The sequence below is a fragment of the Brevundimonas sp. genome, from assembly GCF_046293315.1.
Taxonomy (GTDB): Bacteria; Pseudomonadota; Alphaproteobacteria; order Caulobacterales; family Caulobacteraceae; genus Brevundimonas.
Genome location: NZ_JBKBPF010000003.1, coordinates 260,283 through 279,597, shown reverse-complemented (window position 1 = coordinate 279,597; position 19,315 = coordinate 260,283). Strand labels below are relative to the sequence as shown.

General features: G+C 70.5%; 21 protein-coding genes. 7 read left to right on the top strand and 14 right to left on the bottom strand.

Annotated features, from left to right (window positions below):
• On the bottom strand, positions 1–233 hold a 233-nt coding region (locus ACK4SE_RS04375; protein WP_409689146.1), incomplete at its 3' end, for a lactate/malate family dehydrogenase.
• Between the two features lie 223 nt (positions 234–456).
• On the opposite strand from ACK4SE_RS04375, the gene ACK4SE_RS04370 reads away from it, so the two are divergent.
• Entirely contained in the window at positions 457–1,326 is an 870-nt protein-coding gene (locus ACK4SE_RS04370; protein WP_409689144.1) for an SIMPL domain-containing protein, read from the top strand.
• Between the two features lie 3 nt (positions 1,327–1,329).
• Positions 1,330–1,746, top strand: coding sequence for an HIT domain-containing protein (locus ACK4SE_RS04365; protein ID WP_409689142.1), 417 nt, complete (start codon positions 1,330–1,332; stop codon positions 1,744–1,746).
• A 3-nt stretch (positions 1,747–1,749) separates the two neighbouring features.
• On the opposite strand, the gene ACK4SE_RS04360 is transcribed toward ACK4SE_RS04365, so the two are convergent.
• Positions 1,750–2,448 (bottom strand): MarC family protein, encoded by a 699-nt coding sequence (locus ACK4SE_RS04360; protein ID WP_409689141.1) that lies wholly within the window; start codon positions 2,446–2,448, stop codon positions 1,750–1,752.
• Between the two features lie 110 nt (positions 2,449–2,558).
• On the opposite strand from ACK4SE_RS04360, the gene pyrF reads away from it, so the two are divergent.
• Complete coding sequence (gene pyrF, locus ACK4SE_RS04355; protein ID WP_409689139.1) at positions 2,559–3,257, top strand: orotidine-5'-phosphate decarboxylase; 699 nt, start codon at positions 2,559–2,561, stop codon at positions 3,255–3,257.
• Between the two features lie 6 nt (positions 3,258–3,263).
• Here pyrF and ACK4SE_RS04350 read toward each other — a convergent pair whose 3' ends face one another.
• From ACK4SE_RS04350 to ACK4SE_RS04340, 3 genes are all read right to left on the bottom strand, one after another.
• Positions 3,264–3,851 carry a hypothetical protein gene (locus ACK4SE_RS04350; RefSeq protein WP_409689137.1) on the bottom strand — a complete coding sequence of 196 codons (588 nt, stop codon included), beginning with the start codon at positions 3,849–3,851 and terminating at the stop codon, positions 3,264–3,266.
• A gap of 75 nt (positions 3,852–3,926) precedes the next feature.
• A complete protein-coding gene (locus ACK4SE_RS04345; RefSeq protein ID WP_409689135.1) occupies positions 3,927–4,727 on the bottom strand; it encodes a DUF1295 domain-containing protein in 801 nt (266 codons plus the stop codon).
• A 44-nt stretch (positions 4,728–4,771) separates the two neighbouring features.
• A complete protein-coding gene (locus ACK4SE_RS04340) occupies positions 4,772–5,152 on the bottom strand; it encodes a hypothetical protein (RefSeq protein ID WP_409689133.1) in 381 nt (126 codons plus the stop codon).
• Positions 5,153–5,314: 162 nt separating this feature from the next.
• Here ACK4SE_RS04340 and rpoN point away from each other — a divergent pair, with 162 nt between their 5' ends.
• The 3 genes from rpoN (at position 5,315) to ACK4SE_RS04325 (ending at position 8,118) form a co-directional block, all read left to right on the top strand.
• A complete protein-coding gene (gene rpoN, locus ACK4SE_RS04335; protein ID WP_409689131.1) occupies positions 5,315–6,841 on the top strand; it encodes an RNA polymerase factor sigma-54 in 1,527 nt (508 codons plus the stop codon).
• A gap of 87 nt (positions 6,842–6,928) precedes the next feature.
• Complete coding sequence (gene hpf, locus ACK4SE_RS04330; protein WP_409689158.1) at positions 6,929–7,573, top strand: ribosome hibernation-promoting factor, HPF/YfiA family; 645 nt, start codon at positions 6,929–6,931, stop codon at positions 7,571–7,573.
• An 80-nt stretch (positions 7,574–7,653) separates the two neighbouring features.
• Positions 7,654–8,118, top strand: a complete 465-nt coding sequence (locus ACK4SE_RS04325; protein ID WP_409689130.1) for a PTS sugar transporter subunit IIA — start codon at positions 7,654–7,656, stop codon at positions 8,116–8,118.
• A 5-nt stretch (positions 8,119–8,123) separates the two neighbouring features.
• Here the strand turns inward: ACK4SE_RS04325 and ACK4SE_RS04320 are convergent, their stop codons facing one another.
• On the bottom strand, positions 8,124–8,378 hold the full coding sequence (locus ACK4SE_RS04320; protein ID WP_409689128.1) for a DUF1150 family protein: 255 nt from the start codon (positions 8,376–8,378) through the stop codon (positions 8,124–8,126).
• Between the two features lie 82 nt (positions 8,379–8,460).
• A complete protein-coding gene (locus ACK4SE_RS04315; protein ID WP_409689126.1) occupies positions 8,461–8,880 on the bottom strand; it encodes an Hsp20 family protein in 420 nt (139 codons plus the stop codon).
• 215 nt (positions 8,881–9,095) lie between these two features.
• Between ACK4SE_RS04315 and ACK4SE_RS04310 the strand changes: the two genes are divergently transcribed.
• Positions 9,096–10,907, top strand: a complete 1,812-nt coding sequence (locus tag ACK4SE_RS04310) for a methyl-accepting chemotaxis protein (RefSeq protein WP_409689156.1) — start codon at positions 9,096–9,098, stop codon at positions 10,905–10,907.
• A 6-nt stretch (positions 10,908–10,913) separates the two neighbouring features.
• On the opposite strand, the gene ACK4SE_RS04305 is transcribed toward ACK4SE_RS04310, so the two are convergent.
• From ACK4SE_RS04305 to ACK4SE_RS04275, 7 genes are all read right to left on the bottom strand, one after another.
• Entirely contained in the window at positions 10,914–11,327 is a 414-nt protein-coding gene (locus tag ACK4SE_RS04305) for a DoxX family protein (protein ID WP_409689125.1), read from the bottom strand.
• Between the two features lie 58 nt (positions 11,328–11,385).
• On the bottom strand, positions 11,386–12,504 hold the full coding sequence (hisC, locus tag ACK4SE_RS04300) for a histidinol-phosphate transaminase (protein ID WP_409689123.1): 1,119 nt from the start codon (positions 12,502–12,504) through the stop codon (positions 11,386–11,388).
• A gap of 16 nt (positions 12,505–12,520) precedes the next feature.
• Positions 12,521–13,183, bottom strand: coding sequence for a hypothetical protein (locus ACK4SE_RS04295; RefSeq protein ID WP_409689122.1), 663 nt, complete (start codon positions 13,181–13,183; stop codon positions 12,521–12,523).
• On the bottom strand, positions 13,183–14,247 hold the full coding sequence (locus ACK4SE_RS04290) for a DUF2125 domain-containing protein (RefSeq protein ID WP_409689120.1): 1,065 nt from the start codon (positions 14,245–14,247) through the stop codon (positions 13,183–13,185). The genes ACK4SE_RS04295 and ACK4SE_RS04290 overlap by 1 nt, the downstream gene beginning before the upstream one ends.
• Before the next feature lie 10 nt (positions 14,248–14,257).
• On the bottom strand, positions 14,258–17,107 hold the full coding sequence (locus tag ACK4SE_RS04285; protein WP_409689118.1) for a helicase C-terminal domain-containing protein: 2,850 nt from the start codon (positions 17,105–17,107) through the stop codon (positions 14,258–14,260).
• Between the two features lie 448 nt (positions 17,108–17,555).
• Entirely contained in the window at positions 17,556–18,380 is an 825-nt protein-coding gene (locus tag ACK4SE_RS04280) for a TIGR02186 family protein (protein WP_409689116.1), read from the bottom strand.
• Positions 18,380–19,300: a sulfite exporter TauE/SafE family protein gene (locus tag ACK4SE_RS04275; protein WP_409689114.1), complete on the bottom strand. Its 921-nt coding sequence runs from the start codon at positions 19,298–19,300 to the stop codon at positions 18,380–18,382. The genes ACK4SE_RS04280 and ACK4SE_RS04275 overlap by 1 nt, the downstream gene beginning before the upstream one ends.
• Positions 19,301–19,315 lie beyond the last annotated feature (15 nt).

Here is a 19,315-nt window from a genome sequence, read left to right as displayed (position 1 = left end):
GTGACGATGCACACGTCCGCGCCGGCGATGTCGGCATAGTCGTTGGCGCCCTTCAGTATCACGTCCGAGCCGAACACGGCGGTGGCCTCGACGATGTCCAGCGCCTTGCCCTGCGGCGTGCCCTCGGCGATGTCGAACAGGATCACGTCGCCCAGCTCCTCGCGGGCGGCGATGTGAGCCAGGGTGCCGCCGATCATTCCGGCGCCGATGAGGGCGATCTTGGCGCGAGCCATGGGCAAGTCTCCATTCTGGTGGCCGGTCGCGCAGTCGCGCGGCTTGAAGGCCGGGGATGTCTTGGCGGCGCCGGGCGGCGCAAGCCGTCGGAACCGTCGAGGCAGGGGGAGGTTGAAACCTTGGCGGCGGTCTAGACCCGCGCGGGCGCGGCTGCAACTGCCTGTGATCACGGCTTTACGGTTCCGGCTCCTGTCGGCACTGTGGACGTCCAACGGAGGCTTCATGACCCGATATCTCTTCCTGGCCCTGGGCGTTGCGGCCATTGCGGGCCCCGCGCTGGCCCAAACGCCGCCCGCCACCATCGGCGAACGGTACGTTCCAGCTCCCTGGTGGATGCGTGACCCGGTGATCGCCTCGGTGGGCCATGTGCGGGTCGAGGTCCCGACCAACCGCGCTGCCTTCTCGGCCACTTTCCAGGTTGTGGACCGTACTGCGGCCGAGGGCTCCCGACGCGCTGCCGATCAGGTGCGGGCCCTGAGCCAGACCCTCGCCGGTTTTGGCGAGGACGCGGTGCGGGTCGAGACGACCCTGACCACGCGCCCCCTCTATGACCAGTACCGCGACGCAGATGGAAATCTGCGCGACAATGTCCGGGCCGACCGTATCGACCGCTATCAGGTGGATGCGGTGATCAGCGTCACGGTCCAGGACACGGCGGTGCTGGAGCGGGCCTACGGGATCGTGGTGGCGGCCCAGCCCACCAATATCGGACATGTCAGTTTCTCGCTGCAGCCGGACAACGAGACCGTCACCTGGCTGGCGAACGAGGCGGTGCGCGACGCCGCCGCCCGGGCCCGGGTCGCCGCCGAGGCCGCCGGTTCGCGCCTGGGCCCGGCCCGCGTCATCGACCCCTCGGGCCGCGCGTGCCAGACCGACGTGCTGGCGGGCTGGCCGTCCTATGGCGCGGCGCCTCTGCCCACGACCGTGGACGACGTCGTCGTAACAGGCGCTCACGTCGCTGCGGCTCCGCCGCCGCCGCCGCCGGCGGCGCCCGGCGGCGGGGCGGATCAGGCCGACGCCGCCGGCCTGGCGCTCCAGCCGCCTCTGCGCTGGCTCTCGTCCCAGGCGTGTGTCGTGTACGGCCTGAACTGAGGCATGGCCGGTTTCCAGCCCGACCCCGCCTTCGACGCCGGTTCCCTGTTCGCCGGCGACTGGCCGCTCTGTCAGGTGCGGTTGCAGGATGACGCGCGCTTTCCCTGGCTGATCCTGATTCCCCGCTTCGAGGGTCTGGTCGAGCTGGGCGATCTGAACGCCGAACAGCGGGCGGTGCTGATGGAGGAGACGGTGCGGGCCGGCGCCGTCGTGCGCGCCATCGGCCAGCGGTCCATGCGGCCGGTGGAGAAGCTGAACATCGCCGCCCTCGGCAATGTCACCGCCCAGCTGCACGTCCATGTGGTCGGCCGTCGCCGCGACGACGGCCTGTGGCCGGATCCGGTGTGGGGCCGGGGGCGCGCCGCCCCCTATGCACCCGAGGTGCGTGGCGAGGTACTGGCGACGATCCGCAAGGGCTGAGCCCTATTCGGCCGCGTCCGCATAGGGCGACGAGGCGGCCAGATTGATGAAGCCGTTGGTCGACTCACCCAGCCCGATGATGATGAACTGGATGGCCAGGGCGCACAGGATCAGGCCCAGCACCCGCACCACCACCGCCATGCCGACCTCGCCCAGCAACCGGCTGATCAGGCCGGACAGCGAGAAGCAGACAAAGGTCACCAGAGCCGCCGCGCCGATGGCGGCCAGACCCGCCGCCGTGCCCGCCGGTCCGATCCGGGTGGCCTCGCCCGCCTGGATGATCACCGCCGAGATGGCGCCCGGCCCGATCAGCAGGGGGATGGCGATGGGAACCACCAGCCGCTGGAACCGTCGCCGGGCATAGCCGCGCACATCGCCCGGGTCGGTGGTCGGATCCACGTCGGCGAAGGTCTTCAGGAAGTCCTCGCGCGCCATGTCCAGGCCCAGCAGGAGCAGCAGGATGCCGCCCGCGATGCGGAACGCCGCCAGAGAGATGCCGAAGAACTCCAGCAGCGCCAGACCGGTGAAGAAGAAGAAGGTCAGGAAGGCGACGATGAACAGCGAGATGTACAGGCTCACGCCGCGCCGCTGGGCCGCCGTCGCCCCCGCCGTGGCGGCGGCGAAGATGGGCACATTGCCGATGGGGTCCACCAGGGCGAACAGGGCCACGAAAAGATTGACCCCGAGATCGACGGCGTTCATGTCCATGTCTTGGCCTGAAAATCTGTTCTGCCCCGCGTCCCGCCTCTATCGGCCGGGTCGCGCCGCTTCGCAACCCGCGTTCATCCACCCGAGCGCCCGGAGACCGCGCCATGTCCGACCCCCGCCTGATCTGCGCCCTTGATCTGCCCACGGCGGAGGAGGCCCGCGCCCTGACCGAACGGCTGGGTGACGCCGTCGAATTCTACAAGGTGGGGCTGCAGCTGTTCGCCACGGACGGCATGGCGCTGGCCCGCGATCTGAAGGGGGCGGGCAAACAGGTGTTTCTGGACTGGAAGCTGCACGACATCGGCGCGACGGTGGAAAAGGCCGCCGCCGCCCTGGCCGGGTCCGGCTGTGATCTTCTGACCGTCCACGCCCGGCCGCAGGTGATGGCGGCCGCCAGAAAGGGCGCCGAGGGTTCGGGCCTGAAAATTCTGGGCGTCACCGTCCTGACCAGCCTGACCGATGCGGACCTGACCGCCGACGATCACAGCCTCTCCGCCGCCGATCTGGTGGCGCTGCGGGTGCGTCAGGCGCTGGACGCGGGCATCGAAGGCGTGGTTTCCAGCCCCCAGGAGGCGGCGCAGGTTCGCGCGCTGGCCGAGGCCGCGGGCCGCCCGGACTTCCTGATCGTCACGCCGGGTGTCCGTCCTGCGGGCGCCGCCCTGGACGATCAGGCCCGCGCCGCAACGCCGGTCTCGGCCCTGCAGGCGGGCGCCACCCATCTGGTGGTGGGCCGCCCCATCACCGCCGCGCCTGATCCTCGCGGTGCAGCTCAGGCCATCGTTCAGGAGATGACCGCCGCCTGACGAACCTCAGCGGTCGTACAGATAGACGTCCTGGCAATAGCAGTCCCGGTCATAGCGGTAATCGTTGTCATACCGGTACTCGGCCCGGCGCCGTGTCGGCGGGCGGTCGTCGTGATAGCCGTACCGGTCGCGATAGCCGGGCTGCCGCTGGTCATGGCTGTAGCTGCGGCTGTAGCCGTACCGCCCGCCTCGGTCATAGCCATACTGGCTGTAGCCATGGCTCGGCTGGCTGTAGGTGTAGCTCTGGGTCCGGGCGTACGGATAGCCGACCCCGCCATACCCGTGGCTGTAGCCCGTCAAATGGGCGCTGTTCACACCGTAGGAATTATAGGTGGTGTAGGGCGCCGGGCGCTGGGGCGGATCATACCGCGTCTGACGGCGCTGGTCGCCACGTCCCCGGTCGTCGTAGCCCCGGCGGTCGTAACCCCGGTCATAGGACGGCTGTCGGTCATAGCCGTAGGACGGGTTCTGGCCCCCATAGGCGTAGGCTACCCGGTCATAATCATACCCGCCGCCGTAATAGGTTTGGCTCAGGGCCGGGGCGGCGGACAGCGTCAGCATGCCCACGGCTGCGATCGACAGCACAGATCTCATGGCGGTTCTCCAGCTCGGCCGCAAAGGTTAACGCGGCCGTCGGGACTTGGTTCGCTTATCGCCTCCGGCGCGAATTCAGCGCGCGGCCTTCTTCGGCGGCAAGGGGAAGAAGCCGCTGGTGCGGGCCACATAGTCCGCATAGCCGGGCCGCGACTTGTGCATCCCGCCCTCGGTGGTGGGCGCGCCCGACCACTTGGTCAGGGTGAAGCTCAGGAAGATCGGCCCGAGGATGGCGAAAAGGCCCGGAATGGTCTCCGCCGCCACCAGCCACAGACCCCACCAGACGCAGGCGTCGCCGAAATAGTTGGGATGGCGGGTGTAGCGCCACAGGCCGGTGTCCAGCACCTTGCCCTTGCTCTCCGGGTCGCGCTTGAACGCCGAGAGCTGGGCGTCGCCCACGGTCTCGAACACGATCCCGAACACCGCCAGGGCCGCGCCGGCCCAGCCGATCCAGCCCACGGCGGGCGCCGCCGAGACCTGCCCCAGCTGCACCGGCAGGCAGGTCAGCCACAGCAGCACCGCCTGGGGCAGGAACACGAACATCAGCGAGGCCGGTGCGAAGCCCTGTCCCTTGTTCGCGCGGCTCTTCAGCAGGGCCTGATAGCGCCGGTCCGGCCCGTGGGCGCGCCAGCGCCTCAGCAGGTGAACGCCCAGCCGGATGCCCCACACCGCGCAAAGCCCGGTCAGCAGCCCCTTGCGCAGGGGATCGCCGTCCGTCTGCACGAAGGTCGCGCCCGCCAGCAGCACCATGCCCAGACCCCACACCCCGTCGATAAAACTGACGTCCTTCAGCCGCAGCGCCAGCGCCCACAGGGCCAGCATGACCACCAAGATCAGGGCCAGGTTCCGGGCGAGCAGCAGAAGGATGTCGGTCATGGCGTCAGAAACGGTCCATCAGGGTTGGCGGATGCGGCGAGGCCTCAGTCCACGCACAGGGTGGCCGCGGCCCGGCCGTCCTCGACGCGGGTGAAGCAGCCGAAATTCGAGGTGTCCGCCTGACAGATCCCGGTCACGGCCTCGCCTTCGGCCGGACGCTTGTCGTCGGCCAGCCGGCAGTCGCCCGCGCACTGGTCACTGTCGGTGCAGGCCTGACCGGCGTCAGCATGGGGCATGACGCAGGTCATGCGGCCCAGCCGGCCTTCCGCGCGCCAGGTTCCGCCCTCGGCGCCACAAGCCGCCTGCGTCTCGGGCACGGCGGTCGGCGCCGCTGGGCCGGCGTCGGGCCCGGTCGCGGTGGTCGGCATGCAGGCGCCCAGGGTCAGGGCGGCGGCGGCGGCTGCGGCGAGGGTCCAGATCTTCATGAGGGGGAGGCTCCGTTTGGTCCGCTCCCATAGCGCATATGAGGGCCGATCGTTCAACGATTCCGGAGCCCTTAGAGCGGCGTTAACCCTCGCCGGGCATGGTCGTCAGCAAGTTTCGGGCCACTCGGCCTCGGACGGACAGAACGCGACAGGGGCGACGCCGTGATCGGGCAAAGGCTGGAGATCAGACAGGGCCAGGGGCTGGTCATCACGCCCCAGCTGCAGCAGGCCATCAAGCTTCTGCAACTGTCCAACCTCGAGCTCGACGCCTTCGTCGAGGCCGAGCTCGAACGCAACCCCCTGCTGCTGCGCGACGAAGGCGAGACCGACGCCGAGGAGCGCCGCGACGCCGACGCGCCCGTGGAGGTCGCCGATGACCGCGACGCCTCGGAACGCGACCTGACCGAAGGCTCTGCGCGCGACGCCGAGGGCGCCATGGACGCCCGCGACGACGACCTTTATGGCGACGCCGCGCCGGGCGAGCGCAGCGGCGACCGCGCCGCCGACGAGACCGGCCAGCCCGGGCTTTCGGAATGGTCCGCAGCGGGCAAGGGCGGCGGCCAGCCGCCGGGCGAGGGCTCCGACGACCGGCCCGACCGACGCGAACAGACCCTGTGGGAGCATCTGCTGGACCAGGCCGCCGTGGCCGGGTTCAGCCCCGCCGACCACGCGGTGGCCCAGGCCCTGATCGACATGACCGACGAGGGCGGCTACCTGCGCGGCGACCTCAACGAGGTGGCCGACCGGCTGGGCTGCGGCCTCGACAAGGTGGAGGCCGTGCTGGCCGTCTGCCACGGCTTCGAGCCCACCGGGGTCATGGCCCGCTCCGCCCCCGAGTGCCTCAGGCTGCAGCTGGTCGAGCGCAACCGCTTCGATCCGGCCATGGCCTGCCTGCTGGACAATCTGGAGCTTCTGGCCCGGCGCGACATGGCGGCGCTCAAGCGCGCCTGCGGCGTCGACGATGAAGATCTCCGCGAGATGATCAGCGAGCTCAAGGCCCTCACGCCCCGACCCGGCGCGGCCTTCGGCGGCGAGCCGGCGCAGACCGTGGTCCCCGACGTCTTCGTGCGCCCCGATCCCGCGGGCGGCTGGCGGGTCGAGCTGAACGGCGACACCCTGCCGCGCCTGCTGGTGGACAAGCGCTATCACGGCCTCGTCTCGGGCGGCGCGCGCGGCGAGGAGGAGAAGACCTTCGTCGCCGACTGCGCGGCCCAGGCCAACTGGCTGGTGAAAAGCCTCGACCAGCGCGCAAAGACCATTCTCAGGGTGTCGTCGGAGATCGTACGCCAGCAGGACGCCTTCCTCGCCTTTGGGGTCGAGTTCCTGCGCCCCCTGAATCTCAAGACCGTGGCCGACGCCATCGGCATGCACGAGTCCACAGTCAGCCGCGTCACCTCCAACAAATATGTGGCCACCCCGCGCGGGGTGTTCGAGCTGAAATTCTTCTTCACCGCCTCCATCGCCGCCACCGACGGCGGGGCGGCCCACTCCGCCGAAGCCATCCGCCACCGGATCAAGTCCATGATCGACAACGAGGTCCGCGACGGCGACGTGCTCAGCGACGACCGCATCGTCGACATCCTCAAGGAGGCCGGCGTCGACATCGCCCGCCGCACCGTGGCCAAGTACCGCGAGGCCTTGCGGATTCCCTCCTCGGTGGAGCGCCGCCGGACGTTGAAATCGGCCTGAACGGCCCCGCTTTCACACCCGCGTGAGAAAACGCCGAAAACCCCCGTTCCGCTTGACACCAAACGCGCGCGGGCGCGTTCTTTGGGCATGCAGATCCAGGTTAGTGGCAAGCACGTGGATGTCGGCGACGCGTTAGGCTCGCGCATCTCCCAGGAACTCGAAGACGGGATCGGAAAATACTTCGAACGCGGCGGAGAGAACGCCGAGGTCGTGGTTTCCCGCGACGGGCATCAGTTCAAGGTGGATTGTTGGGTCCGTCTGGCTTCGGGCCAGACCCTGGTCACCCACGGCCTCGGCGGCGACGCACACGCGGCGTTTTCCGAATCCCTGGACAAGCTTGAAAAGCGCGTTCGGCGGTACAAGCGCCGCCTCAAGGACCACCACGCAGGCCCCAGAGGGCTGTCGCCCGAACAGGAAGAGAATGCGGCCCGGGAAGTGGCTTCCCTGACGGTTTTCCGGGACCCGGACAGCGTCGAGGATGAGGAATTCGGCGACGCCGGCGCCCCGGGCGACGCCCCGGCCGCCATGGTCATCGCCGAGAGTCATTCCGAGATCAAAACCATGACGGTTGGTCGCGCGGTTCTGGAGCTCGACCTCACCGGATACCCGGTGATGCTGTTCCGCAACGCCGGCCATGGCGGCATTTCGGTGGTCTACAGACGGCCCGACGGCAACATCGGCTGGATCGATCCCGAGCGGACCGTGGTTTCACGGAACGGTCAGGGTTCCTGAGTTATAGCTTCCCCCTGCCGGCTTAAGCGTCTAATGGGGCGCCGCCTGCCCGCAAAAGTTAACAGTGTTTCGGGGTTAAGATGGACATCGGTGAATTGCTCGCGCGGGACGGCATCGTCACGCGCAGCGGGGCGTCGTCCAAGCGGCAGGCCCTGAACATGGTGGCCGACGCGGCGGCGCCGATTCTGGGAATCGATCACGCCCGGATCCTCGAGGCGCTGATGGAGCGCGAGGCCCTCGGCTCGACGGGCCTTGGCGGCGGCGTGGCCGCCCCCCACGCGCGTCTTGCAGGTCTGGACCGGGTCGTGGGCGTGTTCGTGCGTCTGGATCATCCGGTCGCCTTCGACGCGGTGGACGACCGGCCTGTGGACCTGCTGTTCGGCCTGTTCGCGCCACCCGAATCCGGCGCCGAGCACCTGCGCGCCCTGGCGGCGGTGTCGCGCCTGCTGCGCTCGTCGGAAATGCGCGAACAACTGCGCAAGGCCCGCACCACCGACGCCATCAACGCCCTGTTCGTGCGCGACCGGCCCGTGCAGGCGGCATAAGTGACCTAGTGGACTGAAACCGGCGCCAGCTCGTGGGCCACGGCGGCGGCGAAGGCAGTCTCGCGGTCGATCATGATCGCCAGTCGCTCGCCGTCCGCGCCATGCACGGCGTACAGCGTCTGGTCGGGCTCCAGATCCAGGCCCCGGATGTCGTCCACGCGCGCATCGGCCAGCACGTCGGCAGCCTTGATTTCGCGCACATAGACCAGGTCCGGCGCGCCAAGGGCGGTAAAGTCGTCTTTGGTCATGACCGGGGTCATGGGAATATCTCCTTCAGTAAGCCAACGCCCGGACGGGCGCGCGGTTCGACGCGCGCCGGCCGTCAGACGAAAAGAATGCGGTTCAGGCCGAGGTGATCGGGATTCGCCTGATGCTCTCGGCGCGTTCGGGGCGCTTCAGATCCACGTGCAGCAGCCCGTGCTCCAGCGCCGCGCCGGTGACCTCCAGCCCGTCGGCCAGGACGTAGCTGCGCACGAAACCGCGCGCCGCGATGCCCCGGTGCAGATAGGCGTTGTCGGTCTTGCCTGCGTCCTCGCGCTTGCCGGCGATGGTCAGCTGACGGCCTTCAAGGGTCACAGTCAGATCATCCGGCGTGAACCCGGCCACCGCCAGGCTGATCCGCACGCCGTCCGGCCCCCGGTCCTCGACATTGTAGGGCGGATAGCCTTCCGCCGCCGCCTTGGCGGCCCGGTCAATCAGGGCCCGGGTCTGGTCGAAACCCAGCAGGAAGGGGCTGTCGAACAACAGGGTTCGCGTCGTCATTCCAGTCCTCGCAACAAGCGACTGTCTGCCGGTCCGCATCCTCCCGTGAGCGGCGAGGACGCCCGGCGTCTCCGTGCAGATAGGAAACCCGCCGGCCCGGATCAATGTCGGACAGGGGAACGCCGGTTTCCGGCTTTTTAAGCTTTCCATGTTGCGGTGCGATGCGTCGCCGTCGCCAGAATGGCCGGGCGGTACCGGAGTCTTTTATTTTGTCCATGTTCGGCACCCTGTCCCTGTCAGCCAAGGTCACCCTGCTGACGGTCGTCGGCCTGATCGTCCTTGGCCTGTCCCTGACCCTGACCGCGTCTCACCTGATGACGCGCGAGGCTGAGTCCCGCGCCCATGAGCGCCAGGAAACCAACATGCGCGTGGCCTGGGAGGTGCTGAGCGGCTACGGCGACACCTTCACCATCCGCGGCGAGACCATGTACGCGGGCGACGCCGCCCTGAACGACAATTTCGAGCCTGTCGACCGGATCAAGACCCTGGTCGGGGGCACGGCCACCGTGTTCCAGAACGATGTGCGCATCACCACCAATGTGGAGCGTCCCGAGGGCGGCCGCGCCGTGGGCACCCAGCTGGCGCGCGGACCGGTGTGGGACGCGGTGCTGCGCGACGGCCAGCCCTATCGCGGCGAGGCCGATATCCTGGGTACTCCCTTCTTCGTGGCCTACGACCCGATCCTGAACGCCGCCGGCGAGGTGATCGGCGTGCTCTATGTCGGCATTCCCCGCGCCGACTTCATGGCCTCGGTGGAACAGACGCGCCTGTGGCTGCTGGGCCTGGGCGTGCTCGCCACTCTGCTGATCGCCGGCGGCGGGACGCTGGTGGCGCGCCGCATGTTCCAACCCCTGTCGGCGCTGGGCGGCGCCATGACGGCGCTGGCGGACGGCCACACCGATATCGACACGCCCGGAGTGGCGCGTCGCGACGACGTGGGCGGCATGGCGCGCGCCGTGGTCGCCTTCCGCGACGCCGAGATCGCGCGCCGTCGGCTTGAAGGCGAGGCCGAGGCCGCGCGCGCCGAAGCGGACGCCCAGCGCCTGTCGAATGAACAGACCAGGACCGCAGAGGCCGACGGCGACCGCGCCATCCTCACCGCCCTCAACCGGGCGCTGTCCGCCCTGGCCGACGGGGATCTGACGCACCGGATCACCACGACCCTGCCGCCGAAAGCCGCGCAGCTGAAGGACGATTTCAACACCGCCGCCGACAGGCTGGCGGACGCCATGCGCACCATCATGGTCGCGGTGGACGCCCTGACGTCCGGCGCCGGAGAAATCCGCGGTGCCGCCGACGACCTGTCGCGCCGCACCGAACAGCAGGCCGCCGGGCTGGAGGAAACCGCCGCCGCCCTGGACGAGATCACCGCCACCGTGCGCCACGCGTCCGAAGGCGCCGGTGAGGCCACCCGGGAGGCGCGCTCGGCCCGTGAAGCGGCCCGCTCCAGCGGCGATCTCGCCGTCCAGGCGGTGCAGGCCATGGGCGACATTGAACAGTCCTCGACCCAGATCAGCCAGATCATCGGCGTGATCGACGAGATCGCCTTCCAGACCAACCTGCTGGCCCTCAACGCGGGGGTCGAGGCGGCCCGGGCCGGCGACGCCGGTCGCGGCTTCGCCGTGGTGGCCTCCGAAGTGCGGGCCCTGGCCCAGCGCTCGGCCGACGCGGCCAAGGAGATCAAGACGCTGATCTCCACCTCGGGGGCCCAGGTGGGATCGGGCGTGAAGCTCGTCCGCGAAACCCGCACCGCCCTGGACGGCATCGTCGCCCAGGCCGGGCGCATCGACGGCCTCGTGGCCGAGATCGCGGCCTCGGCCCAGGAACAGTCCACCGGCCTGCACGAGATCAATACCGCTGTGAACCAGATGGATCAGGCGACCCAGCAGAACGCGGCCATGGTCGAACAGACCACCGCCGCCAGCCATCGCCTGGCCGAGGAAGCCCAGCGACTGGCCCAGCTGGTGTCCATGTTCCGTCTCGACGCCGCCCGCGACGCCGACGTTCGGATGGTCGCCGCCGCCTGACCGGGCTCAGCGGCGGTCGAACCGGTGGTCAAGCGACCACCGCCCGGCCCCGTAGGTGGCGAGGATCAGTCCGACGAAGATGAGGATGGCGGGCGGGAACAGCCCGCGCCCGTCCGCCCCGGCGCCCCACAGCAGCGCCACAGCGACGATGAAGTTGAGGCTGAGCAGCAGCCCGGCCCAGCGGGTCAGCACACCGGGGATCAGGGCCACACCGATGGCGAACTGGGCCCAGACCGAAAGCGGCGCGGCGATGGCGGGCAGGGGACAGTTCACCCCGGCGAGGAACGCCTCGAACTCGGCCATGCGGGCGGTCGAGGTGATGTTGTCCCACACGCCCCAGATCAGGAATCCGCCCACATAGAGCCTCAGGGCCAGCATGGCCCCGGACTGCAGGGCGTTCAGGCGGCTGATCTCGATCATGCATGGTCCCTCCCGCCGACATCAGCCGACAGGTCCGGACCTGCGTCAAGACGCCGGATCAGGTCGCCGCGAACTCGCTCAGGGCGTCCATGACGGCGCGGTTCTGGTCCTCGGTCCCCACGGTGATGCGCAGGGAGTCATGCAGGCCATAGCCGCCCACGGGCCGCACGATGATACCCTTCGAGTTCAGATAGTCGCTGGCCGCCTTGGCCCGGTCCGCGTCCTTGAAGCGAACCAGAACGAAGTTGCCCGCGCTGGGCGGAACCTCGAAGCCGAAGCCCTTGATGGCCTGGGTCAGGCGCGGCCGCCAGGTCTGGACCAGTTCGCGCGACGCCTTCACGTGGGCCTCGTCGGCCAGCGCGGCGACGGCGGCCTCGATGCCCGGGACGGAGACATTGAACGGCAGGCGGATGCGGTCCACCGCCTCGGCCACGTGCAGCGGGGCATAGCCGAAGCCGACCCGCAGGCCCGCCAGACCGTGAATCTTCGAGAAGGTCCGCGTCACCACGATGTTGGCGCTGTCCCGCGCCAGCGGGAAGGCCGTGGCCCAGTCGGGCTCGGTCACGAACTCCGCATAGGCCTCGTCCACAACCAGAATGACCGAGGACGGCAGCTCCGCGTGCAAGCGCTCGATCTCCTCGGCCGCGTTCCACGATCCGGTGGGGTTCGACGGGTTGGAGACATAGACGATGCGGGTGCGCTCATCGACCTGCGCCAGCAGGGCGTCGACCTCGGCCTTGAGTTTGGGCTCGGGCGCCGACTTGACCTCGGCCTGGTTGGCCAGTGCCGAGATGCGGTAGGCCAGAAAGCCGTACTGGCCGGTGACGATGTTGTCGCCCGGCGTCAGATAGGTCTGGTTCAGAAGGGCGAACACCTCGTCGGAGCCGTTGCCGAAGATCAGGCGCTCGGGCTCCAGCCCGTGGTGGTTGGCCACCGCCTCGCGCAACTTCGCGGCCCGTCCGTCGGGATACAGCGCCAGATTCCTGATCGCCGTCTCATAGGCCTCGCGCGCCAGCGACCCGGCCCCGAGGGCGTTCTCGTTGGAGGACAGCTTCATGGGCTCGGCCACCCCGTCCACCTTGGACTTGCCGCCAACATAGGGGGCGATGTCCAGAATCCCGCTCTTGGGGGCGGGTCCAGTCGGCGCGGCGCCCTTGTCGGTGTCGGTCATCAGCATCTTCCCTGTCGTATCTTCAGAACACCGGCGCGGCGCCGATCACGCCGCTCAGCCGTCCGGTGGGGGCGATCAGGCGCCCGTCGTCGGGCTGCACATAGCCCGCCAGCATGAACAGCTTCAAGCCGCCCGCGGTTTCCAGCGGCGTTCCCGCCAGACCCCGCTGGGCCAGAAGGTCCGTGATCTTCGCCTCGTCGCCCGCCGCCTCCACCACCCAGAAGGTGCGGTCGTCGCCCGTGGGCCCGATCGCTTCGCCCGATACCACCAGCGCCAGCGGACGGCCCGAGGCGTCGTCGGGCAGGGCGGCGGTGACGCGCAGATCCGGCTGGGCCAGCAGCCGCGCCCACCACGGCGTCGACCGCCCCAGATCCAGCACCGCCCGGCCGCCCTCGCGCGCCGCCTTCAGTGCGGTCTCCGCGTCATGGGCCGAGCGCACCCCGTGGCCGAAGCGGTCCGCCGCCAGCAGGGCCGACAGCGGCCCCCACACGCTCACCGGCCCGGCGCTGCCCGCCTCCATCCGGCTCCACAGGGTCCGCACCAGCGCCGGCGACACGCCCCCCGCCTCGGCCAGCACCGCACGCAGGGCGATCACCGACTCGTCGCGCGACCGGACCCGGCCGGCGCCCGCGCGCGCGGCCAGCGCGGCCATCAGCGCCCGGTCCAGATCGGCCAGATCGGTCATCAGAACAGCTCGGGCGCGGGGGCCAGGTTGAACGGCCCCATCCACGCCCGGCCGTCGCGGAACTCCACCTCCAGCTCCACGTCGCCGGTCAGGACCTCCGTCGCCCCGGCGGCGGCGGCGGCGCCCACGGTGGCGGTCCGGTCCACGGTGTCCGAGCGGGACAGCCCCGTCAGGGCCGTGGCCGCCCGGTCGGCGGACAGCCGCAGGGTCCCCACCAGCCGCCCGTCCTCGTCCGCGCGCAGCTCTTCCGAGGTCAGCCGCGCGGCGCTGTCGCCCGCCTGCATCTCGCCGCGCACGTCGAGGAAGCGCCCCCCCGAGGCGGTCCACGCCGCCAGCAGGGTCGGCGCGTCCGGCCCGCTCAGGCCCTGGAAATTCTCCACCACGGTCTCGGCCTGCAGACTGAACAGTCCGTCCCGGCTCATGAAGGCGATGGGCCCGCCGTCGCGCCCGGTGGCGTCGATCAGGCGGAACAGCACGTCCACATTGCGCCGCGACGCGGGCAGAGCGGTCTGCACCACCTCGGCCGTGGCCTCGCGGGCCTGACCCGGCCGCACATACAGCTCGATCCGCTCGGCCCGCGCCAGCGGGAAGGGCTCGGCGCCGGGGTGGGCGGTGAACACCGGCTCCAGCACCTCCAGAGCCAGGGTCGGGAACGGCTGGGTCAGGCCGCTGGCCGAGGCGCGGATCACCGGTGCGTCCACCGCCACCTTGCCCTTGTCGCCCCGGGTCAGCACCAGCCCGTCGCCCGCGATCACCACCCAGCGATCGGGCCGATAGGCGTTGGCCTCGGCGATCAGGCGCGGCGCAGCGATCTCATGACCCGTGGGCGCGGTCAGGCGCACATGCTGGCTCTCCAGCCGCGTGCGGAACGGCCAGCCGGTCAGGGCGGGCTCGGTGTAGACCACCTCCCAGCCCTGGGTGCGCAGGCCCTCGGCGGCCAGGTCCAGACGATCACGCACCTGCTGCGACAGCCAGAACCACCAGCCGGTCCAGGCGACCAGGACGATCAGGACAATGGCGAACGGAATGATCAGGGGCGCATAGCCCGCGCGGGTTTGGGTCATGCGCCCTCCGTTAGCTTGGCTTGAGGAACGCGCCAACCGTCTCGATGGCCTCCACCAGTCCCATTCTTTGCACTTCGGCCCCCGGCGGCAGGCCCGCGAACAGCCGCGTCGGGCTGGCGGCGTCCAGCATCACGAACACCCCCTTGTCGTCGGCCCGGCGGATCAGGCGCCCGAACGCCTGGCTGACCCGGCCCCGGGCGATGGCGTCGTCATAGCCGCGCCCGCCGAAGGTCTCGCGCCGCGCCTTGTGCAGCAGGTCCGGCCGCGGCCACGGGGCCCGATCGAACACCAGAATGCGCAGCGACCGGCCGGGCACGTCGACCCCGTCCCGCACGGCGTCGGTCCCCAGCAGGCACGAGTCCTCCTCGGCCCGGAACACGTCCACCAGCCCGCCCACCTCCAGCGGATCCATGTGCTGGGCGTACAGCGGGATGCCCGCCCGGGCCAGATCCGGCCCCAGCCGCTCATAGACGGCCTTCAGCCGGCGGATGGCGGTGAACAGGCCCAGCCCCCCGCCGCCCGCCGCAAGGAACAGCTCGCGCATGGCCGCCGCGATCTGGCGCGGGTCGTCGCGCGCCACGTCGCCCACCACGATCACCCGGCTGTTGGCGGCGTAGTCGAACGGACTCTCCACCTTCAGGGTCCGGGGCCGCTCCACCAGCCGGGCCGAGCCGGTGCGCATGCGCGCCATGTCGAACGGATCGTCGGCCATGGGGTCCGACAGGGTGGCCGAGGTCACCAGCACCCCGTGCGCCGGGGCGATCACCGCCGCCTCCAGCGGGATGGTCGGATCGATCCAGTGCCGCCGCAGGGCCACGTCATGGATGCGGCCGAAGGCCACCTCCGCCGACAGCCAGTCCACGAAGTCCGGGTCCGGCGCCGCGTCCCCGTCCTCCAGCGCCGCCAGCATGGCGCGCCAGCCGGGCAGGGTCATGCGCGCGCGCCGCTCCAGCCCCCGCAGCGCCCCCTCGATGCGCGCCCGCGCCCCGCCGTCCAGCTCGGCCGCCTCGTCGTCCAGAATGTCCTCAAGGTGCCGGGCCAGGGCCAGCAGGGGCGCCTCCACCGCCGCCAGCGCCCGCGCCGCCCCGCGCGCCGCCTCGACCACCGGCTCGGTCGACGGGCGCACCGCGCACTCCATGCCGAACTCGCCGCCGCCATAGGTGGCCGTCTCCGACGTGCGCGCCCGCAGCTGCACCAGCGCCGCGGCCAGAAAGATCTCGATGGGGCCGATGGGGTTCACCTCGCCGGACGGCGGCGCGATCCGGCCCGACGCGCCTTCCCCCGGCAGCTGCGCCGCCGCCCTGACGGCATCCGTCAGGGCCTGCCGCGCGGACTCCGACTCCGCCACCAGATCGCCCAGGCGCTGCTCCAGCCCCCGCCCGCGCCGCCCGCGCCCCTCCGGCCCCCGGATCCAGCGCCGCAGCTCGGCCGCCTCCTGCCCCGACAGACAGGCGGAAAAGGCGCTGTCCGCCGCGTCGAACAGATGGTGCCCCTCGTCGAACACCACCCGCTTCAGGGCGGCGGTCTCGGTGTCGCCCTTGATGCCCCGCGCCGCCCGCGCCCCGTCGAACGCCGCCTGGCTCATCACCAGCGCATGATTGGCCACCACCAGATCGGCCCGGCGGCTGGCGCGGATGGTCTTCTCCACGAAACACATGCGGTAGTGGGGACAGGCGGCGTGCACGCACTCCCCGCGCCGGTCCACCAGATTGGCCGCCCCCGCCTGCTGCGCCGGGGCCACGGCGAACAGCCCGGGCAGCCAGCCGGGGAAGTCCCCGCCGGTCATGTCCCCGTCGCGGCTGTGCATCACCCAGCGCGCCGTCAGAGCCGCCCCGATCAGGTCGCCGTTCCCCAGCTGCGCCCCCTGAACCAGCTCCTGCAGGTTCAGCAGGCACAGGTAATTCTCGCGCCCCTTGCGCACCACCGCCTTGACCCGCCGCACCTCCGGATCGGGCCAGATGGCGTGGCTCTCCCGGTCGATCTGGCGCTGCAGGGCGCGGGTGTAGGTGGACACCCACGCCGCCCCCTGATTGCGCTCGGCCCACAGCGAGGCGGCGGCCAGATAGCCCAGGGTCTTGCCCGTGCCCGTCCCCGCCTCGGCCAGCAGCACCCGGGGCCGCCCCTCCTCGTTGCGGGGCGAAAAGGCGAAGGCCGCCTCGGCCGCATAGTCCGACTGGGTCGGCCGCGTCTCGTCCAGCCCGGACGCTTCCAGCAGCTTGGCCAGACGGATGCGCGCGGACTCCGAATCCACCGGCGCCGACCCCGCCTCGCCGCGCGGCGCCTCGTCCTCCCACTCCGTCAGCCGCGACCACACGTCGAGGCCCGAGCCCCGATACTGCCGGTCCCGGATCGGCTGCGACTTCAGGGCCGTCAGCACCCGCGGGGCCCAGGCCCAGCCCGCCTTCTCCAGCGTCTCGGCCAGGGTCACCGCCGCCTCGCGCCCCGGCCAGGCCGGATCGGTCATCTCCTTCAGCAGGCTCTCCGCCGCCTCGCGCAGGGCCGCGGCCTGCTCCGGCGCGGTCTTCGGCGCCTCGCGCCCCAGCGCCAGCGCCAGCCCCGTGGGCGACGGGGCGCAGAACTCCACCGGCCGCACAAAGGCGAACAGCTCCAGCGCATCCATCAGCTTGGGCGACCGCCCCGGCGGCGTCAGGCCCAGCCGCCGCGCCGTCAGGCTGGCGTGGGCCACCAGAACCGCCCCGCCGGTGAACAGCCCCTCGGCCGCCCCCCGCCCGATCGCCCGCGCCCCCGCCTCATCCGCCACGGCCCCCGCCCCCGGCGGCACCGCCAGCGCCGGCGGCAGATCCCGCCACGCGGCGGCCGCGTCGGTCTGGATGGCGGGGGTGTGGAGGGCGGTGGTCACCGGTGTTTCATAGCCGCCGCCCGCCTGAAACGAAACCGGAACGTGCCCCCACCCACCCGTCATTCCCCGCCTTGAGCGGGGAATCCAGACTCACCGGCCGTTCAGAACCAGCCCGGCCCTGTCAGTGAGTCTGGATCCTCGGGTCAAGCCCGAGGATGACGGTCAGAAGCGATGGCCCTCAAATCGCTTTCAACGGCATCTTCAGGAACCGCTTCCTCGACGGCTGGAGCGGCTTTTTACGCAGCCGCCTTTCCAGCGCCCCTATAATGACTGGTCTCGTTAGAAGCGGAGGCGCGATTCGGACAATTCGGACAATTCGGACACTGTTTTTTTAGCCGCCGGGCCCGAAACCCCCCAGGTCGCCGGCCGGGAGGGGCTTTGTATGGAAAGGCGTTTTCCGGATTTCGGACAATTCGGACTCTCTTTTCTTCAAGCCCGGAGTCCGAAATCAGGTCCGGCGGAACAGGGCCGAGGCGGCCCAGCCGGTGAAGGCGGCCAGGATCACGGCGACGATGCCGTAGAGCCACGACCGCATATGGGCGAAGTCATAGATGGCGCGCTCGACACCCACCTTGTCCACGGTCAGCTCCATGCGGCTGACCGACACGGCCTCGCCCTCCTGGAACAGCCAGACCTCGGCCTCATAGATGCCGGTCGGCGCCTCGGTGGGCAGCTCCACCTCGGCCCGGAACAGGCCCTGATCCACGAAGCGCACCCCGTCCGGGTCGGTGGCGTAGAGGGCCGCGTCCTCCTTCAGGCGGATCACCGCCCGGCGCCAGTCCAGATAGTCCTCGCCCAGCCGGTTGATGACCACATCCCGCACCCCGAACCGGGTCACGGTAGTCTCTTCCTCCGGGGCGTTGATGCGCAGGTGGTCGACGCCTACGCCCAGACGGCGCAGGACGCTGAAGCTGGCGATGTCGCTGAGCGGCCGGGTCGAGGCGGTCATGTAGAAGCCCGGCGCGCCCTCGAACACCACCGGGCGGCTGTTCAGCCACAGGCCCGCCACGCGCACCTTCCGCACCAGCCGCAGGGGCTGGTCCGGGCCCCGCACCACCACCACCACGTCGGCGGGGGTGTCGCTCGGATTGAACACGGCCCCGTACAGAACCATCGAGGCGCCGGCGAAGCCCGTGTCGATGTCCACCGTGGCCTCGGTCAGGGCGGCGGCCACCCGCGCCCGGGTCACGGGGGTGATGGTCTGCATGCTCTCGGCCGGGGCCTCGGCGACGACGGCGGGCGGCTCGGGCGGGGGGGGTGAGTCCTGGAACATCAGTCCACCCCCGGCGCCAGGACGAACATCTCGGCGGGCCGAACGAACAACTCCAGTCCCATCTGGATGCCCACCAGAAGCACGATCAGACCCAGCACGGCCCGCATCTCCTCGGCCCGGAACTTGCCCGCCATGCGCGCCCCGTACTGGGCCCCCACCACCCCGCCGAACAGGAGCAGGGACGACAGCACGATGTCCACGGTCTGGTTGCGGCCCGACTGCAGCACCGTGGTGATGGCCGTGGTGATGATGATCTGGAACAGGCTGGTGCCCACCACCACGCTGGCCCTCATGCGCAGCACGTACAGCATGGCCGGCACCAGGATGAAGCCGCCGCCCACCCCCATGATGGCCGACAGGATCCCGGCCAGCACGCCCAGACCCAGCGGCGGGATGGCGCTGATGTACAGGCCTGAGCGCGGGAATTTCATCCGCCACGGCAGGCCGTACAGCCACATGGGGCGGCGGTTCTGGGGCCGGGGGGCGGGGAGGCCCTTCTTGCGGCGGATGATGGCCTCGAGGCTCTCCTTCAGCATCAGCCCGCCGATGGCGCCCAGGAAGATCAGATAGGACAGGGCCACCACCAGATCGGCCTGGCCCAGCAGGCGCATCAAGCGGAACAGCTCGACCCCGCCGATGGCCCCCATGGCGCCGCCCAGGGCCATGATCCCGCCCATGCGGTAATCCACGCCCTTCTTGGCTGTGTAGGTGATCACGCCCGAGGTGGAGGAGGCGACCACGTGGCTGGCCTGGCTGGCCACGGCCACGGTCGGCGGAATGCCCATGAAGATCAGCACCGGCGCCATCAGGAAGCCGCCGCCGATCCCGAACAGGCCCGAGATGAAGCCCACCGCCGCGCCCAGCAGGATCAGCAGGGGTGCGTTCACCGACACTTCGGCGATCGGCAGGTAGATGTCCAAGGCGCTCGCCTTCGG

Excerpts from the sequence above, each read along its gene's own strand:
- ACK4SE_RS04370 (WP_409689144.1), top strand. The coding sequence starts at position 457 with ATGACCCGATATCTCTTCCTGGCCCTGGGCGTTGCGGCCATTGCGGGC.
- ACK4SE_RS04290 (WP_409689120.1), bottom strand. The coding sequence starts at position 14,247 with ATGACCCAAACCCGCGCGGGCTATGCGCCCCTGATCATTCCGTTCGCC.
- ACK4SE_RS04320 (WP_409689128.1), bottom strand. The coding sequence starts at position 8,378 with ATGACCCCGGTCATGACCAAAGACGACTTTACCGCCCTTGGCGCGCCG.
- ACK4SE_RS04360 (WP_409689141.1), bottom strand. The coding sequence starts at position 2,448 with ATGAACGCCGTCGATCTCGGGGTCAATCTTTTCGTGGCCCTGTTCGCC.
- ACK4SE_RS04365 (WP_409689142.1), top strand. The coding sequence starts at position 1,330 with ATGGCCGGTTTCCAGCCCGACCCCGCCTTCGACGCCGGTTCCCTGTTC.
- ACK4SE_RS04295 (WP_409689122.1), bottom strand. The coding sequence starts at position 13,183 with ATGACCGATCTGGCCGATCTGGACCGGGCGCTGATGGCCGCGCTGGCC.
- ACK4SE_RS04310 (WP_409689156.1), top strand. The coding sequence starts at position 9,096 with ATGTTCGGCACCCTGTCCCTGTCAGCCAAGGTCACCCTGCTGACGGTC.
- hpf (WP_409689158.1), top strand. The coding sequence starts at position 6,929 with ATGCAGATCCAGGTTAGTGGCAAGCACGTGGATGTCGGCGACGCGTTA.
- ACK4SE_RS04340 (WP_409689133.1), bottom strand. The coding sequence starts at position 5,152 with ATGAAGATCTGGACCCTCGCCGCAGCCGCCGCCGCCGCCCTGACCCTG.
- hisC (WP_409689123.1), bottom strand. The coding sequence starts at position 12,504 with ATGCTGATGACCGACACCGACAAGGGCGCCGCGCCGACTGGACCCGCC.
- ACK4SE_RS04315 (WP_409689126.1), bottom strand. The coding sequence starts at position 8,880 with ATGACGACGCGAACCCTGTTGTTCGACAGCCCCTTCCTGCTGGGTTTC.
- ACK4SE_RS04350 (WP_409689137.1), bottom strand. The coding sequence starts at position 3,851 with ATGAGATCTGTGCTGTCGATCGCAGCCGTGGGCATGCTGACGCTGTCC.
- ACK4SE_RS04345 (WP_409689135.1), bottom strand. The coding sequence starts at position 4,727 with ATGACCGACATCCTTCTGCTGCTCGCCCGGAACCTGGCCCTGATCTTG.
- ACK4SE_RS04325 (WP_409689130.1), top strand. The coding sequence starts at position 7,654 with ATGGACATCGGTGAATTGCTCGCGCGGGACGGCATCGTCACGCGCAGC.
- ACK4SE_RS04280 (WP_409689116.1), bottom strand. The coding sequence starts at position 18,380 with ATGTTCCAGGACTCACCCCCCCCGCCCGAGCCGCCCGCCGTCGTCGCC.
- pyrF (WP_409689139.1), top strand. The coding sequence starts at position 2,559 with ATGTCCGACCCCCGCCTGATCTGCGCCCTTGATCTGCCCACGGCGGAG.
- ACK4SE_RS04305 (WP_409689125.1), bottom strand. The coding sequence starts at position 11,327 with ATGATCGAGATCAGCCGCCTGAACGCCCTGCAGTCCGGGGCCATGCTG.